Genomic DNA, 15,038 nt, shown 5'->3' with positions numbered 1-15,038 from the left:
CAAACGGTCATTCTTTGATCCATTTTTGATGAATCTTGTCATACTCTCCATTGCCTTTTAAGGTTTTTAGGGCTTTATTGATCGCAGCTGTTAATTTCTGATCACCTTTTTTTACAGCAATACCATAAGGCTCATCTGTAAAGGTGCCGCCGACGACTTCGTAATTTGAATCCTCATCTGCCATACCAAATAAGATCGCATTATCGGTTGTCAGCACTTGCCCTTGGTTTGATTTTAAAGCTGTAAAAGCCTCCTGATAGTTCTCAAATTCTAATACAGACGCTTCAGGTGCTTTTTCGCGGATATTTTGAGAAGAAGTAGATCCTTTCACTGCAAGCACTTTCGTCCCTTTTTTAAGATCATCAATCGATTGAATGTCGCTTCCTTTTTTCACAAGCAATGATTGTCCTGCTTCAAAGTAAACATCTGAGAAATTGACTTCTTTTTTACGCTCTTCGGTAATCGTCATAGTTGCGACGATCGCATGAATATCTCCTTTTTGCAGTAGAGGAATTCTCGTTTTTGATGTCACTTCTTTGAATTCTGCTTTTCCTTCATCGCCGAGCATTTCCTTTGCGATGGCTTTTGCAATATCGATATCAAACCCTTCGATATCTCCGTTGCTAGGATTTTTTAGACCGAAGAGACGTGTATCATTCTTGACCCCGAATATGATTTTTTTGTCTTTTTGAATGGCTTCTAAAGAGCTTCCTTTTTTTGCATCAGTCGAGCCTTTTTCAGCAGATCCGCAAGCAGCCAATGCAGCAATACAGCAAGTCATAAAGAGTAGTAGGCCAAAGCGTTTCATTTTTTTCATCAAATCATTCCCCCTAGTGATTTAAAATACGGCTTAAAAAGAGCTGAGCGCGTTTCTCACGCGGTTTCTCATAAAATGCAGCCGGTGTTGACTCTTCAAGAATTCTGCCTTCATCAATAAAGACAATACGGTCGGCGACCTCTCGGGCAAATCCCATCTCATGTGTGACGACAACCATGGTCATTCCTTCTCGGGCGAGCTGCTTCATCACATCTAGTACCTCTCCGATCATCTCTGGGTCAAGAGCCGATGTCGGTTCGTCGAACAGCATGACCTCTGGCTTCATCGCAAGCCCTCTTGCAATCGCAACACGCTGCTGCTGTCCGCCTGAGAGTCTTGAAGGGTAGGCGTCAGCTTTATCAGGAATGCCGACTTTATGTAAATAAAATTCGGCTGTTTCCCTCGCTTCTTCCTTACTCACCTTTTTCACCTTCATTGGGGCAAGCATAATGTTTTCAAGCACCGTCTTATGCGGGTAGAGGTGAAAATGCTGAAACACCATCCCAATATTTTGCCTGACAAGATTGATGTTGGTCTTCGGATGCTGAACAGGCACTTCATTGACGAGTACCTTTCCCTCATCAATGCTTTCAAGACGATTGATGCATCTGAGCATCGTGCTTTTACCTGATCCTGAAGGACCGATGATCACGACAACCTCACCTTTTTGAATATGTAGGTTAATGTCTTTTAGTACATGGAACTGGCCATAATGCTTGTTGACTTCTTCGAATGTGATCATGAAGAACCTCCTCTTGTACATGATGGAATATTCAGTGTAGACATTTTAGTGACTTTGGATGGAGCTGTATGTTTCATGTGTATTCATTTTTAACAAAGTTAGGACAAATTTTATTTACATGGATAATTACAGAAGATGGATAAACAATAAGAAAAGAGGTGAAAAAGGTGAAGAAACGTCCGATCCAATTTCTGATATATGCCGCAGGGGTCCTGCTTGTCCTTGCATCCTTGCTCATTTTACTGCAGCTCGACGAGTTATGGAGGCCTATTTTTTTGTTGTTAAAGGCGGTTCTAATTCCGCTGCTCATTGCCATTTTTATTTCTTATCTGCTTTATCCGATAGTGGAAAAATTGCACGCGGGGGGCTTACCAAGGACTGTTAGTCTCTTATTGATTTATGTACTGTTTTTTGGCGGGATTGGGCTTGCGGTTTATAAAGGGGCGCCTGTCATGATCAAGCAGTTAAATGAGTTGTCAGAACAAATTCCTGTGCTTGCGGAAACGTATAATGGCGCTTTATCACATATTCATCATCATACAAGCCATTGGCCCGACGGACTTCACGACCGCTTGGATCGCTTAATTGTTCAATCGGAGACATATGCAGCTAACGGCGCGGAGCGAATGATTCTTAGCTGTAAAGTATTACTTGATTACGCATTAGTTGCAGCGCTCATTCCTTTTCTTGTTTTTTATATGGTGAAGGACATGAATACGATGAAGCGGGTTGCATGGTATTTGACGCCGCCATCATTTCGGAAGAGGGGACATGCGTTTGTGAAGGCAGTTGATGAATCGCTTGGTAATTATATTAGAGGGCAGCTGCTTGTCTGTTCATTAATTGGAGGTGCAGCAGCCATTGTGCTTTGGCTGTTTCATATCCCGTATCCGCTTGTCCTAGGTATGCTGATTGGCGCAACGAATGTCATTCCGTATTTTGGACCGATTATCGGTGCGGTTCCCGCTGTCTTTATTGCGTTTACCATCTCGGTTAAATCGGTTATTATTGTGCTGATTACAGTAGCGGTGCTGCAATTTTTAGAAAGCAACGTCCTCAGCCCGATCATCGTAGGAAGAAGTCTTCATATGCATCCTGTCGTCATTATGCTTGTCTTGCTAGCAGGAGGAGAGTTATTTGGTTTAATAGGCATGATTTTAGCCGTACCAACTGCCGCTATCATCAGAGTGATCATTGTGCAATATATCCTCATGAGACGAAGCGTTCATTGACAAGAGAAGCCGAGTTGTCTATAATAATTTCGATTCATACTACATACTGAATTCAATGACGGACCCGAGTACGTTAAAAAGCTGTTGCAGAGAGAGGCTTTATTTTGCTGAGAAAAGCCTTATCAGACCTTTAACGGAAGCTAGTCCCGAGTGCAGATAAACACTGCCGCTCTCTTCCGGCGTTATCGGATGTGAAGGTGATAGACGGAATAGGTCTATAATCAGGGTGGTACCGCGAGAGCATCTCGTCCCTGTGTAAGTCGTTTTGTGCTTGCATAGGGCGGGATGTTTTTTCGTTTGTGTGGAGATTGATGAATGATAAGGGAGGATTTTTTGAATGAAAACTTTAACTTCAGCTCAAGTACGCCAAATGTTTTTAGACTTTTTTAAAGAAAAAGGACATGCTGTAGAACCGAGTGCATCACTCGTACCGCATGATGATCCGACACTTTTGTGGATCAACAGCGGCGTGGCAACATTAAAGAAATACTTTGATGGCCGCGTCGTACCTGAAAATCCGCGTATTTGCAACGCGCAAAAATCGATACGTACAAATGATATTGAAAACGTAGGAAAAACGGCACGCCATCATACGTTCTTTGAAATGCTCGGCAACTTCTCTATTGGTGATTATTTTAAAGAAGAAGCGATCGAATGGGCGTGGGAATTCCTCACAAGTGACGAGTGGATTGGCTTTGACCCGAATTTGTTATCTGTCACTGTCCATCCAGAGGATGAAGAAGCGTATGTTCTATGGAGAGATAAAATCGGTGTACCTGAAGAACGTATTATTCGCCTTGAAGGCAACTTCTGGGATATTGGCGAGGGCCCAAGTGGACCGAATACAGAAATTTTCTATGACCGCGGTGAATCGTACGGTGACGACATGAACGATCCAGAATTATATCCTGGTGGAGAAAATGAGCGTTATCTAGAAGTGTGGAACCTAGTGTTCTCTGAATTTAACCATAATCCAGATGGGTCATACACGCCGCTGCCGAAAAAAAACATTGATACAGGGATGGGTCTTGAACGAATGGTATCTGTCATTCAAAACGTGCCAACGAATTTTGATACAGATCTATTCATGCCAATTATTCGTGCAGTTGAGACCATTTCTGGAGAAAGCTATGGCGAGACAAAGGAAAAGGATACAGCATTCAAAGTCATTGCGGACCACATCCGAACGGTTGCCTTTGCTGTAAGTGATGGAGCGCTTCCTTCCAATGAAGGCCGCGGGTATGTGTTAAGACGTTTGCTTCGCCGTGCCGTGCGTTATGCAAAAACCATTCACATCCATCGCCCGTTTATGTTTGACCTAGTTCCAGTTGTGGCGGAAATCATGAAGGATTTCTACCCAGATGTACAAGCGAAAGAAGAATTTATTGCGAAAGTCATCAAGAATGAAGAAGAACGCTTCCATGAAACACTGAACGAAGGCTTAGCTATTTTGTCAGAAGTCATCAAAAAAGAAAGAGACAAAGGCAGCACACAGATTTCAGGTGAAGATGTATTTAAGCTGTATGACACGTATGGATTCCCTGTCGAGCTCACAGAAGAATACGCAGAAGATGAGAACATGACAGTGGATCGAGAAGGCTTCCAGGCTGAGATGGAGAAGCAGCGTGAACGTGCAAGAAATGCGAGACAAGATGTCGGCAGTATGCAGGTTCAAGGTGGCGCTTTAGGAGATATTAAAGTAGAAAGCACATTTGTTGGCTACGAAAATCTAACGGCAGATGCCCATATTGTCGAATTGCTTCAAAACGGTGAAATTGTCACAGAAGCACATGAAGGCGATACAGTGCAAATTTTGTTAGATGAAACACCTTTCTATGCGGAAAGCGGCGGACAAGTGGCTGATAAAGGGACATTGAAAAGCGCTGAAGTGAACATTGACATCAAAGATGTGAAAAAGGCGCCAAATGGTCAGCATGTTCATGAGGGAGTAGTCGTAAGCGGTACAGCCAAAAAAGGACTTGAAGTCACTGCGGAAGTGGAATCAGCTCTTCGAAAAGGCATTGTGAAAAACCATACAGCGACACATCTTTTGCATCAGGCGCTAAAAGACGTTTTGGGCAGCCACGTGAACCAGGCAGGATCATTGGTGAATGAAAATAGACTTCGCTTTGACTTCTCTCACTTTGGACAAGTCACAAAAGAAGAATTGTCTCAGATTGAAAAAATTGTGAACGAAAAGATCTGGGAAGGCATCTCTGTTGCTATTGACCTGAAGCCGATTGCTGAAGCAAAAGAAATGGGTGCAATGGCGCTCTTTGGCGAGAAGTATGGTGATATTGTCCGAGTTGTCCAAGTAGGCGATTACAGCATCGAGCTATGCGGCGGCTGTCATGTGCAAAATACTGCGGAAATCGGGTTGTTTAAAATTGCATCTGAATCGGGTATTGGTGCTGGAACACGACGGATTGAGGCGGTGACTGGTAAAGGGGCATACGAAGAATTAAATGACCAGCTGACGATTTTAGAGCAGGCAGCGAGTGAGCTGAAGTCAAATACGAAGGATGTACCAAAACGTATCGCTTCATTGCAGGCAGATTTAAAAGAGGTTCAAAGAGAAAACGAATCTCTTCTTGCAAAATTAAGCCAGGCTGAAGCAGGCTCTATTTTAGAAAAAGTGACAGAAATCGGCGGAGTGAAAGTGTTAACTGAAAAAGTAAACGCGAAAGACATGAACCATTTAAGAACAATGGTTGATGACTTAAAAGCCAAATTAGGATCAGCTGTCATTGTGCTCGGAGCCGTTCAAAACGGAAAAGTAAACATTTCAGCAGGAGTGACAAAAGACGTCATCGAAAAAGGTCTGCATGCAGGGAAACTTGTGAAACAGGCAGCTGAAATCTGCGGCGGAGGCGGAGGCGGACGCCCAGACATGGCACAAGCAGGCGGAAAACAACCGGAAAAGCTAGAAGAAGCACTGGCAATTGTCGAAGAATCTGTCAAATCCGTTTTATAATCAGGCGATGTAGTGTAGAATAATGGTATTAGATGAGCGGTTAGAAAAAAGCTTGCTAGTAGAATGTTGGAAGAGAGGTGCAAGAAGCAGTGAGTTCATTTGATAAGACAATGAAGTTTAACTTCTCTGATGATTCAGCTGAAACCAATGTGAATGAAGTGCTCATTAAAGTACATGACGCACTCCAAGAAAAAGGATACAACCCGATCAATCAAATTGTCGGATACTTGCTGTCAGGCGACCCTGCTTATATTCCAAGACATCAGGATGCTCGCAACCTAATTCGTAAACTAGAACGAGACGAATTAATTGAGGAATTGGTTAAATCGTACTTAGAGACACATAAAGAGGCGTAAAACATGAGAATTTTAGGCTTAGATTTAGGCACGAAAACCCTTGGTGTTGCGATCAGTGATGAAATGGGCTGGACAGCGCAAGGGATTGAAACAATTAAAATTGATGAAGCAGGCGGAGACTTCGGTCTCAGCCGCCTGTCCGAAATCGTCTCGCAATATGGAACGGATAAAATTGTACTTGGTTTTCCAAAAAATATGAACGGTACGGTCGGTCCTAGAGGCGAAGCCAGCCAATCATTTGCGAAAGTGTTAGAAAACACGTACAATGTTCCTGTTGTGCTTTGGGACGAGCGCCTGTCGACAATGGCAGCGGAAAAAATGCTCATTTCTGCAGATGTGAGCAGACAAAAGCGTAAAAAAGTCATTGATAAAATGGCGGCTGTTATGATCCTGCAAGGGTACTTAGACAGCTTAAATTAAAATGAGGTGAATCAAATGGAACACGGAGAAAAGCAAATTACAATCGTTGATGATAATGGAAATGAACAGCTTTGCGAAGTACTATTTACTTTTGAAAGCGACCATTTTAACAAATCATATGTTCTTTACTACCCAATTTCTGAGCAAGACAATGAAGAAATTGAAATTCATGCATCAAGCTTCACGCCGAACGAAAACGGTGAAGATGGCGAGCTAGAGCCTATTGAAACGGATGAAGAGTGGGACATGATTGAAGAAACGTTAAATACGTTCTTAGATCAAGAAGAAGACGAAGAATAGAACGAATAAAAGGCCTGTGAACGGATCTTAGTGATCTTTCTTCACAGGTCTTTTTTTGCGATCAATATGTTAACTTTATTTTATTTTGTGTTGACATAATAAACTGTACCTGTTACTCTATTTTTAACAATGTATTGAGTGAGGGGTATGGAAATTGAAAATTCAAGATATGATGCAAATGGCGCTAATGACTGCGGTTATCGGGATGTTAGGATTGATCCCGCCGATTTTACTTACGTTTACACCTGTACCCATCACATTGCAAACGGCAGGTCTTTTGCTTGCTGGGGGGCTGTTAAAGCCAAAACAGGCACTGATCAGTTTACTTCTGTTTCTCTTGGTTGTGGTAGCAGGCGCACCTCTTTTGTCAGGGGGCAGAGGCGGAATAGGGGTCTTTTTTGGACCAAGCGGTGGATTTTTACTTGCTTATCCATTGGCTGCCTTCATGATTAGTTTGTGGATCAACCGACTGAAAAAAATAACCGCTCTGCGTCTTTTTATGATCTATGCGGTATGCAGTATCGGAATTTTGTATCTATGCGGCATTCCTTTTCAAGCGATGATGATGGATATCAAGGTCACTCAGGCAGCTCTTCTTAGCCTGATTTATATTCCAGGTGATCTCATCAAAGCGGGCATATGTGCCGTTCTCACGGTGAAAATCATTGCGGCGATGTCATATCGAAAAAGGGATGTGCATAAAGGGAGGCGTGCAGTTTGAACAGAATAACGGAAAGCTATACATTACATGCAGAAATGAACCCAGATCATATCGCCATCATTGATGGACAAGAAAGGATCACTTATCAAGATTGGTATGAGCGTGTCCGGCTATCAGCGCAATGGTTACAACAAACGGCTCATGAGCAAAAAAGAGTCGCTTTTTTATTATCAAATGGTGCTTCTTTTCTCCAAATATTTGCTGGCGCTGCTTCTGCAGGGTGGACAGCTATCCCGCTTGATCCGAGATGGAGCCATGAAGAATGTGTAGAAAAGCTTTTGTTAAGTGAGGCAGCTCTCGTCATTATCGAGGATCGATATTTAAATAGATTTGAAAAGTACAGCGAAGACATGCATGTTCTTTCTTTATCTAAATGGAAGGAAAAAATGAGCCTCATCACACAAGGTCCATCTAACAAATGCGACAGCGAGAACGACCCTATCTTTTATATGGGATTTACGTCAGGATCAACGGGTTCACCTAAAGCTTTTATCAGGCGTCAGCAGTCATGGATCGAAAGCTTTCGAACGACAGCTGGTACATTTGGAATCACTCATCAAGATCATGTTCTTATAACAGGTACACTCTTATCCTCTCACTTTTTATATGGTGCCATCAGTACATTATACTTTGGCGGCACAGTGACGCTTTTAGAAAAATTTACGCCAGTGAAAGCGAAGAAAGCCTTACAGACAGGAGACATTACTGTGATGTATACTGTTCCGACAATGACAGAATCGTTGCTGGAAATAGACGCTTTTGAGAGAGATAATCCGCTTCTTGTCATATCATCTGGAGCAGATTGGGGCATTCCTTCAAAGAAACAACTCGTGACCAACTACCCGCATGTGACATTTTTTGATTTTTACGGCACATCAGAGTTAAGCTTTGTTTCCTACTTATCTTCAAATGACTTTTTGCAAAAACCTTCTTCTGTCGGACAGTCTTTCTCTCCCATTCAAATTGAAGTGAGGCGAGCTGATCAAACTGTCTGCCAGCCAAATGAGATAGGAAGAATTTATGTGAAGAGCCCAATGTCTTTTGCAGGCTACTTACATGAAGTGAAACCGCCGGAAGAGTGGATAACAGTTTATGATATGGGCTGGCTGGATGAAGACGGCTATTTATATATGAGCGGACGTGAAAATGGCATGATCGTCTATGGAGGGCTGAATATTTTTCCAGAGGAAATTGAGCGTGTGCTAAATGAACAGCCAGAGGTGAAGCGATCGGTTGTAGTTGGCGTTCCTGACCCATATTGGGGTGAAATCCCTGTTGCCATTATTGAAGAAGGACAGCACACAAAGAGGATTCGGCAAGCTGTCAAAGAAAAACTGGCGGCCTACAAGGTGCCTAAAAAATGGCTTGTCATTGATCAAATAATTGAAACATCCGGCGGAAAAATAGCACGTGTCAGCATGAAAAAGTGGGCGGAGGAACAATTGTCATGCAAGCAGTAATTGTACAAGCAAAACGGACACCCTTCGGTGATAAAAACGGGATGCTGAAGGATTATCGTCCAGAGCAATTAGCCGCGCCCCTTATTCAGTATTTGTCTAAAAGGATGACACCGGACGACATCATATTAGGAAATGTTGTAGGAGGCGGCGGGAATATGGCTCGTCTGTCCTCATTAGAAGCAGGGCTTTCTTTAGGAGTACCTGGTATGACGGTTGATAGGCAGTGTGCTTCAGGTCTAGAAGCAATCCGAACAGCTTGCGTCATGGTTCAATCAGGGGAAGGTTCAATGTATATCGCTGGCGGAACTGAGAGCATTTCCAGATCACCAATGAAAGAAAGAGCACGCTTTTCACCGGAATGGATAGGAGATCCGGCTATGGGAGAAGCAGCAGAGCTGACCGCTTCGAGATTTTCTGTCACAAAAAAAGAACAAGATGACTATGCGCAATTAAGCTGGGAAAGAAGTATAGACGCAATCAAACGTGGTACATATTCTGAAGAAATCGTTTCGATTGACGGACTGAGCATAGATGAAGCAGCCGCGAAAATAAGGCCGATGGCGAAACTGATCCAGCGGGCAAAGCCTGTATTTTCACCGGGAAAAGGATCTGTGACTGCCGCCAATAGCTGCAAAGAAGCAGATGGTGCAGCAGCGGTCGTTGTGATGGAAAGAGTGCTAGCGGAGGCAAATGGGTTTCAGCCAATGCTGCGATATGCCGGAAGTGCTGTTGCGGCAATGCATCCCAATTTTCCAGCTGCTGCGCCGATTGATGCGATGAAGAAACTTCTAGATCAAGAGAAAATCAAGGCAGAAGATGTTGCACTGTTTGAAATCAATGAAGCTTTTGCTCTGAAAATAGCGCTGATTGCTCGTATGCTGGATATTCCTTATGACCGAATCAATAAAAGAGGCGGTGCACTTTGTCTTGGGCATCCATATAGTGCATCGGGCGCTGCGATGATGGTGAGACTATTTTATGAAGCGCGCACCTTACCGAATGGAAGCTATGTCATGGCTGCTATTGGGAGCGGTGGCGGCATTGGTTTAGCCGTATTATGTCAAGTTCTGTCATGACATGCATGAGCAAGTAATTGCCGAACTCCGTCGAATCATGTACTATAAAAGCGAGATGTGAGGAGGGCCATGCATGTTTTCAGAACAAAAGAAACGACCATTTTTCAAAAGGAAAATGGGGATCGTCCTGTTATCTGTTCTTGCTGTCATCATCATTGCAGCATTATCAGGCTTTTTATATGTTAAATCAGCACTTGGACCGGTCGATCAAAAAAGCAAACAAACGATTAATATTCATATTCCTAATGGGACATCTGTCCGTGAGATTGCGGGCATTTTAAAAGAAAATGGGCTCATTTCGAATGACACGATTTTCACTTATTATGCAAAATACAAAAATGCGTCCGGCTTTAAAGCAGGATACTTTCATTTGAAACAAACGATGGACGCAGACACGCTGATTCAAAAGCTGACATCTGGAGGGACAGACTACGCCTTTCAGCTTGTGATTCCAGAAGGAAAACAGCTGTCTGATATTGCGGCAGTTATTGCAAACCAGACGAATTTTTCAGCGAAAGAAGTGGAAGCGAAGCTGGATGATCCTGCGTTTATTCAAACGTTAATGAAAAAATATCCGAAAACGGTGACTTCACAGGTAAATGGCAAACAGGTGAAACATCCGTTAGAAGGTTATTTATTCCCTGCGACGTATCCATTTTATCGTGAGGATGAATCACTCGAAACGATCATTGAAACGATGATTAAACAAACAGATCAATACGTGAAAACGTATGAAAAAGACATGAAAAAGAGAAACATGTCCATACATGATGTGTTAACGATGGCATCACTGATTGAAATGGAAGCAACAGAAAAGACGGATCGCGCTAAAATCTCCAGTGTATTTTATAACCGGTTGAAAAAGGATATGCCGCTTCAAACCGATCCAACCGTTCTCTATGCACTAGGTGAGCATAAATCCCGTGTTTATTACAAAGACCTTAAGGTGAAATCTCCTTATAATACGTATAACAACAAGGGGCTGCCGCCTGGACCTATTGCAAATGCTGGCGAATCTTCATGGAAAGCCGCACTGCATCCAGATAAAACAGATTATGTGTACTTCCTTGCGAAGAAAAATGGAGAAGTCGTCTTTACAAAAACGTTAAATGAGCACAACAAAGCGAAAGCCAAATACATCACAGGCAGCAATTAATGTACATGTGAATCGAAAAAGACTGTAGACAATACAAGATTGCCTGCAGTTTTTTTCGTTGGAATATCCAATTTATAGGTTCGCAATTACCACTTCTTTGTGGTAAAATATATCGGGTTGTTTTACTTAGATGAACGAAAGATTGACGAGAAAGAGAGCTGCAACAGGCAGGACTCTTCTTTTTCAGGTCATGAAGGAGCTAGACAAATAATGACTATCGAAGATGATCAAATGAATGATTATATTGAACATTTAATTCACCCAAGTCCTGATGCAATCGCTCAATTAGAGGCATATGCAAAAGAGCATCATGTGCCAATTATGGAAAAGGTGAGCATTGAACTTTTACTGCAGCTGCTGTCGATGAAAAAGCCGAAGAAAATTCTTGAGGTTGGGACAGCGATAGGCTACTCCGCCATTCGAATGGCGACAGCTCTACCAGCTGCTGAAATTTTTACGATTGAGCGAAATGCGAAACGCTATGAAGAAGCGACACGGAACATTGAGGAATTAAAGTTAAAAGAAAGAATACACGTGTTCTTTGGTGATGCCATGGAATCGGCTAAAACAGTCCAAACGATGGCGCCCTATGATGTGATCTTTATTGATGCCGCAAAAGGGCAGTACAAACGTTTTTTTGAGCTGTTTGAACCGATGCTTGCTCATGACGGAATGATTATTACAGACAACGTATTATTCAAAGGCTTAGTGGCAACGAACTATGAAGAAGAAATTGAAGATAAACGAAAAAAACAATTAATTGGAAAAATTGATCGATACAATCAATGGCTTATGTCAAACCCTGATTTCCAAACGTGCATTATTCCAGTGGGAGACGGGATCGCCATTAGTACAAAAAGAGGTGACCAATCATGAAAAAACCAGAATTGCTTGTGACGCCAAGCAAGGTGTCAGACGTACTGCCATTAATCGAGGCGGGAGCTGATGCATTCTTAATAGGCGAACAAACATACGGTATTCGTCTTGCAGGCGAGTTTTCAAGAGAAGATGTGAAACAGACGGTTGAGCTTGCACATGCGCATCACAAAAAAGTGTTTGTGGCGATGAATGCGATTTTTCATAATGATCGTGTGCAGCTGCTTGGAGATTACTTAACCTTTCTCGACGCATTAAACGTAGATGGCGTCGTTTTTGGAGACCCAGCAGTGATCATGGCCGCCAAAGAAACAGGGGTAAGCCTGAATCTCCACTGGAGTACAGAAACGACTGGGACAAACTATTACACTTGTAACTACTGGGGCAGAAAAGGTGCAACGCGTGCTGTTCTTGCCAAAGAACTGAATATGGACAGTGTCATTGACATCAAAGAAAATGCCGAGGTGGAAATCGAAATTCAAGTCCATGGCATGACATGTATGTTTCAATCAAAACGTACGCTCATTGGCAACTACTTTGAATATCAGGGCAAACAAATGGACGTCGAAGGCAGAAATATGGAGGAAGGACTATTCCTTCATGATCAAGAGCGTCAAAACAAATACCCTATTTTCGAGGATGCAAACGGCACTCATATTATGAGTCCAAATGATGTGTGTATGATTGACGAATTAGAGGAATTTGTTGATGCAGGCATTGACTCCTTTAAAATTGACGGAATTTTAAAGTCACTTTCTTATATGACAGAGGTGACGTCTCTATATAGAAAAGCAATTGATTTATTAGCGACTGACAAAGACGCGTATGAAGATCAGAAAGAGGACTGGGTGAAGCGGATTGAAGAGATTCAGCCAGTGAATCGTTCAATTGATACAGGGTTCTTCTTTAAAGAAACGGTTTATTAATATAAGAGGAGGCAGAGGAAATGGCACTATTGAAAGATGGTATTTCTGAAATGATTGACGGGAAACGTGTCATTACAAAAAAACCAGAACTGCTTGCACCAGCAGGAAACTTGGAAAAGCTGAAAATTGCTGTACATTACGGAGCAGACGCTGTCTTTATAGGCGGAAAAGAATTTGGACTTCGTTCAAATGCCGATAACTTTTCAATTGAGGAAATGGCTGAAGGTGTTGCATTTGCAAAAAAATACGGTGCACGAATCTATGTGACAACGAATATCTTTGCCCACAACGAAAACATGGACGGGCTGGAGGAATACCTTCAAGGGATTGAAGGCGCTGGAGTAGCGGGCATTATTGTGGCTGACCCGCTGATCATTGAAACGTGTAAACGTGTCGCACCGAAGCTTGAAGTCCATTTAAGCACACAGCAATCTCTTTCGAACTGGAAAGCTGTTCAGTTTTGGAAAGAAGAAGGGCTTGAGCGTGTGGTGCTGGCTCGCGAGACAAGTGCGCTTGAAATTAGAGAAATGAAAGAAAAGGTCGATATTGAAATTGAAACGTTCATTCACGGTGCGATGTGTATTGCTTACTCTGGCCGCTGCGTGCTCAGTAACCATATGACGGCAAGAGATTCTAACCGCGGGGGCTGCTGCCAGTCTTGCCGCTGGGATTATGATCTTTATAAACTAGAAGGTTCTGAGGAAGCGCCATTATTTGGAGAGGAAGACGCACCATTTGCGATGAGTCCAAAAGACTTAAAGCTTGTCGAATCCATTCCTCAAATGATCGAAATGGGAATTGACAGCTTGAAAATCGAAGGGCGAATGAAATCAATTCATTATGTGGCAACTGTCGTCAGTGTGTATCGCAAAGTCATCGACGCCTATTGTGCGGACCCAGACAATTTTGTCATTGAGCAGGAATGGTTAGATGAATTAGATAAATGTGCAAACCGTGACACAGCACCAGCCTTTTTCGAAGGTGTACCAGGTACGGATGAACAAATGTTTGGTATTCATGGAAAGAAAACGACATTTGACTTCGCTGGTCTCGTTCTTCATTATGATGAAAAAGAACAAATCGTTACATTGCAGCAGCGTAACTTCTTTAAAGCTGGGGACGAAGTCGAATTTTTCGGACCAGAAATTGAGAATTTCACATGCAAAATTGAGACGATTTGGGATGAAAAAGGAAATGAACTAGATGCCGCTCGTCATCCGCTGCAAATCGTCAAATTCAAGCTCGATCAAAAAGTATACCCTAGCAACATGATTAGAAAGGGGAAATAACAGCCACATGAGGAGTAAACCAGTTGTCATTGGAATTGCTGGCGGCTCGGGTTCAGGTAAAACGAGCGTCACCAATTCAATCTATGAAAAATTTAAAGGACATTCCATCCTCATGCTTCAGCAAGATTTATATTACAAAAATCAAAGTCATATGCCATTTGAAGAGCGTCTGCTTACGAACTATGATCATCCGCTCGCATTCGACAATGACCTGATGTTTGAGCATTTGGAACAGCTCTTAAAGTACGAATCCATTGAAAAACCAATATATGATTTCAAGCTCAACACACGTTCAGAAGAGACTGTCCATGTTGAACCAAAGGATGTTATCATTGTTGAAGGCATCTTTGCACTAGAAGACGAACGTCTAAGAGACTTAATGGATATTAAACTGTATGTCGATACAGATGCAGATCTTCGCATCATTCGCCGCATTTTACGCGATACGAAAGAAAGAGGCCGTTCAATCGATTCTGTGATTGAACAGTATGTATCTGTTGTCAGACCAATGCATAATCAATTCATTGAACCGACAAAGCGATACGCTGACATCATCATCCCAGAAGGCGGCCAAAACCATGTGGCGATTGACTTAATGGTGACAAAAATTCAAACGATTCTTCAAGATCGTTGATTCAATAGGGTGTAATCAAGTGAGCAAAGTGTAATTAGATGACTTTGCCCACTTTCTGC

The 15,038-nt window shown here is 42.6% G+C and carries 15 protein-coding genes and 1 other annotated feature; of the genes, 13 read left to right on the top strand and 2 right to left on the bottom strand.

Features of this window, described 5'->3' with window-relative positions; genetic code table 11:
* Window positions 1–7 precede the first annotated feature (7 nt).
* Both CKW02_RS12510 and CKW02_RS12505 read right to left on the bottom strand, forming a co-directional pair.
* Window positions 8–817 carry a transporter substrate-binding domain-containing protein gene (locus CKW02_RS12510; protein WP_003216364.1) on the bottom strand — a complete coding sequence of 270 codons (810 nt, stop codon included), beginning with the start codon at window positions 815–817 and terminating at the stop codon, window positions 8–10.
* A 13-nt stretch (window positions 818–830) separates the two neighbouring features.
* Window positions 831–1,559 (bottom strand): amino acid ABC transporter ATP-binding protein, encoded by a 729-nt coding sequence (locus CKW02_RS12505; RefSeq protein WP_003216774.1) that lies wholly within the window; start codon window positions 1,557–1,559, stop codon window positions 831–833.
* 167 nt (window positions 1,560–1,726) lie between these two features.
* Between CKW02_RS12505 and CKW02_RS12500 the strand changes: the two genes are divergently transcribed.
* The 13 genes from CKW02_RS12500 to udk all read left to right on the top strand — a co-directional run bounded on the left by CKW02_RS12500 (window position 1,727) and on the right by udk (window position 14,979).
* Window positions 1,727–2,791, top strand: coding sequence for an AI-2E family transporter (locus CKW02_RS12500; protein ID WP_003216223.1), 1,065 nt, complete (start codon window positions 1,727–1,729; stop codon window positions 2,789–2,791).
* A 46-nt stretch (window positions 2,792–2,837) separates the two neighbouring features.
* Window positions 2,838–3,047, top strand: a binding site (T-box leader).
* A gap of 81 nt (window positions 3,048–3,128) precedes the next feature.
* Entirely contained in the window at window positions 3,129–5,765 is a 2,637-nt protein-coding gene (gene alaS / locus CKW02_RS12495) for an alanine--tRNA ligase (protein ID WP_003216457.1), read from the top strand.
* Window positions 5,766–5,854: 89 nt separating this feature from the next.
* The gene (locus CKW02_RS12490) at window positions 5,855–6,121 is read left to right on the top strand and encodes an IreB family regulatory phosphoprotein (RefSeq protein WP_034620648.1); all 267 of its coding nucleotides are present in this window, start codon (window positions 5,855–5,857) and stop codon (window positions 6,119–6,121) included.
* Between the two features lie 3 nt (window positions 6,122–6,124).
* Window positions 6,125–6,541 carry a Holliday junction resolvase RuvX gene (ruvX, locus tag CKW02_RS12485; RefSeq protein ID WP_003216519.1) on the top strand — a complete coding sequence of 139 codons (417 nt, stop codon included), beginning with the start codon at window positions 6,125–6,127 and terminating at the stop codon, window positions 6,539–6,541.
* Between the two features lie 15 nt (window positions 6,542–6,556).
* The gene (locus CKW02_RS12480) at window positions 6,557–6,841 is read left to right on the top strand and encodes a DUF1292 domain-containing protein (protein ID WP_003216483.1); all 285 of its coding nucleotides are present in this window, start codon (window positions 6,557–6,559) and stop codon (window positions 6,839–6,841) included.
* Between the two features lie 154 nt (window positions 6,842–6,995).
* A complete protein-coding gene (locus CKW02_RS12475) occupies window positions 6,996–7,562 on the top strand; it encodes a biotin transporter BioY (protein WP_003216511.1) in 567 nt (188 codons plus the stop codon).
* Window positions 7,559–9,022, top strand: coding sequence for an acyl-CoA synthetase (locus CKW02_RS12470; RefSeq protein WP_003216368.1), 1,464 nt, complete (start codon window positions 7,559–7,561; stop codon window positions 9,020–9,022). Before CKW02_RS12475 ends, CKW02_RS12470 begins: the two co-directional genes overlap by 4 nt.
* Window positions 9,010–10,098 carry an acetyl-CoA C-acyltransferase gene (locus CKW02_RS12465; protein WP_003216841.1) on the top strand — a complete coding sequence of 363 codons (1,089 nt, stop codon included), beginning with the start codon at window positions 9,010–9,012 and terminating at the stop codon, window positions 10,096–10,098. The genes CKW02_RS12470 and CKW02_RS12465 overlap by 13 nt, the downstream gene beginning before the upstream one ends.
* Window positions 10,099–10,171: 73 nt before the next feature.
* Entirely contained in the window at window positions 10,172–11,254 is a 1,083-nt protein-coding gene (gene mltG, locus CKW02_RS12460; protein ID WP_003216614.1) for an endolytic transglycosylase MltG, read from the top strand.
* Between the two features lie 210 nt (window positions 11,255–11,464).
* Window positions 11,465–12,130: an O-methyltransferase gene (locus CKW02_RS12455; RefSeq protein WP_003216230.1), complete on the top strand. Its 666-nt coding sequence runs from the start codon at window positions 11,465–11,467 to the stop codon at window positions 12,128–12,130.
* Entirely contained in the window at window positions 12,127–13,056 is a 930-nt protein-coding gene (locus CKW02_RS12450) for a peptidase U32 family protein (protein ID WP_003216182.1), read from the top strand. The genes CKW02_RS12455 and CKW02_RS12450 overlap by 4 nt, the downstream gene beginning before the upstream one ends.
* A 20-nt stretch (window positions 13,057–13,076) precedes the next feature.
* Window positions 13,077–14,345: a peptidase U32 family protein gene (locus CKW02_RS12445; protein ID WP_003216809.1), complete on the top strand. Its 1,269-nt coding sequence runs from the start codon at window positions 13,077–13,079 to the stop codon at window positions 14,343–14,345.
* Window positions 14,346–14,352: 7 nt separating this feature from the next.
* Window positions 14,353–14,979 carry a uridine kinase gene (udk, locus tag CKW02_RS12440; protein WP_003216283.1) on the top strand — a complete coding sequence of 209 codons (627 nt, stop codon included), beginning with the start codon at window positions 14,353–14,355 and terminating at the stop codon, window positions 14,977–14,979.
* Window positions 14,980–15,038: the final 59 nt, after the last annotated feature.

Origin of the sequence: Bacillus pumilus (assembly GCF_900186955.1) — a bacterium.
GTDB lineage: Bacteria > Bacillota > Bacilli > Bacillales > Bacillaceae > Bacillus > Bacillus pumilus.
Note: the sequence above shows the minus strand (reverse complement) of the source record. Positions and strands in the feature narration are given on the sequence as shown.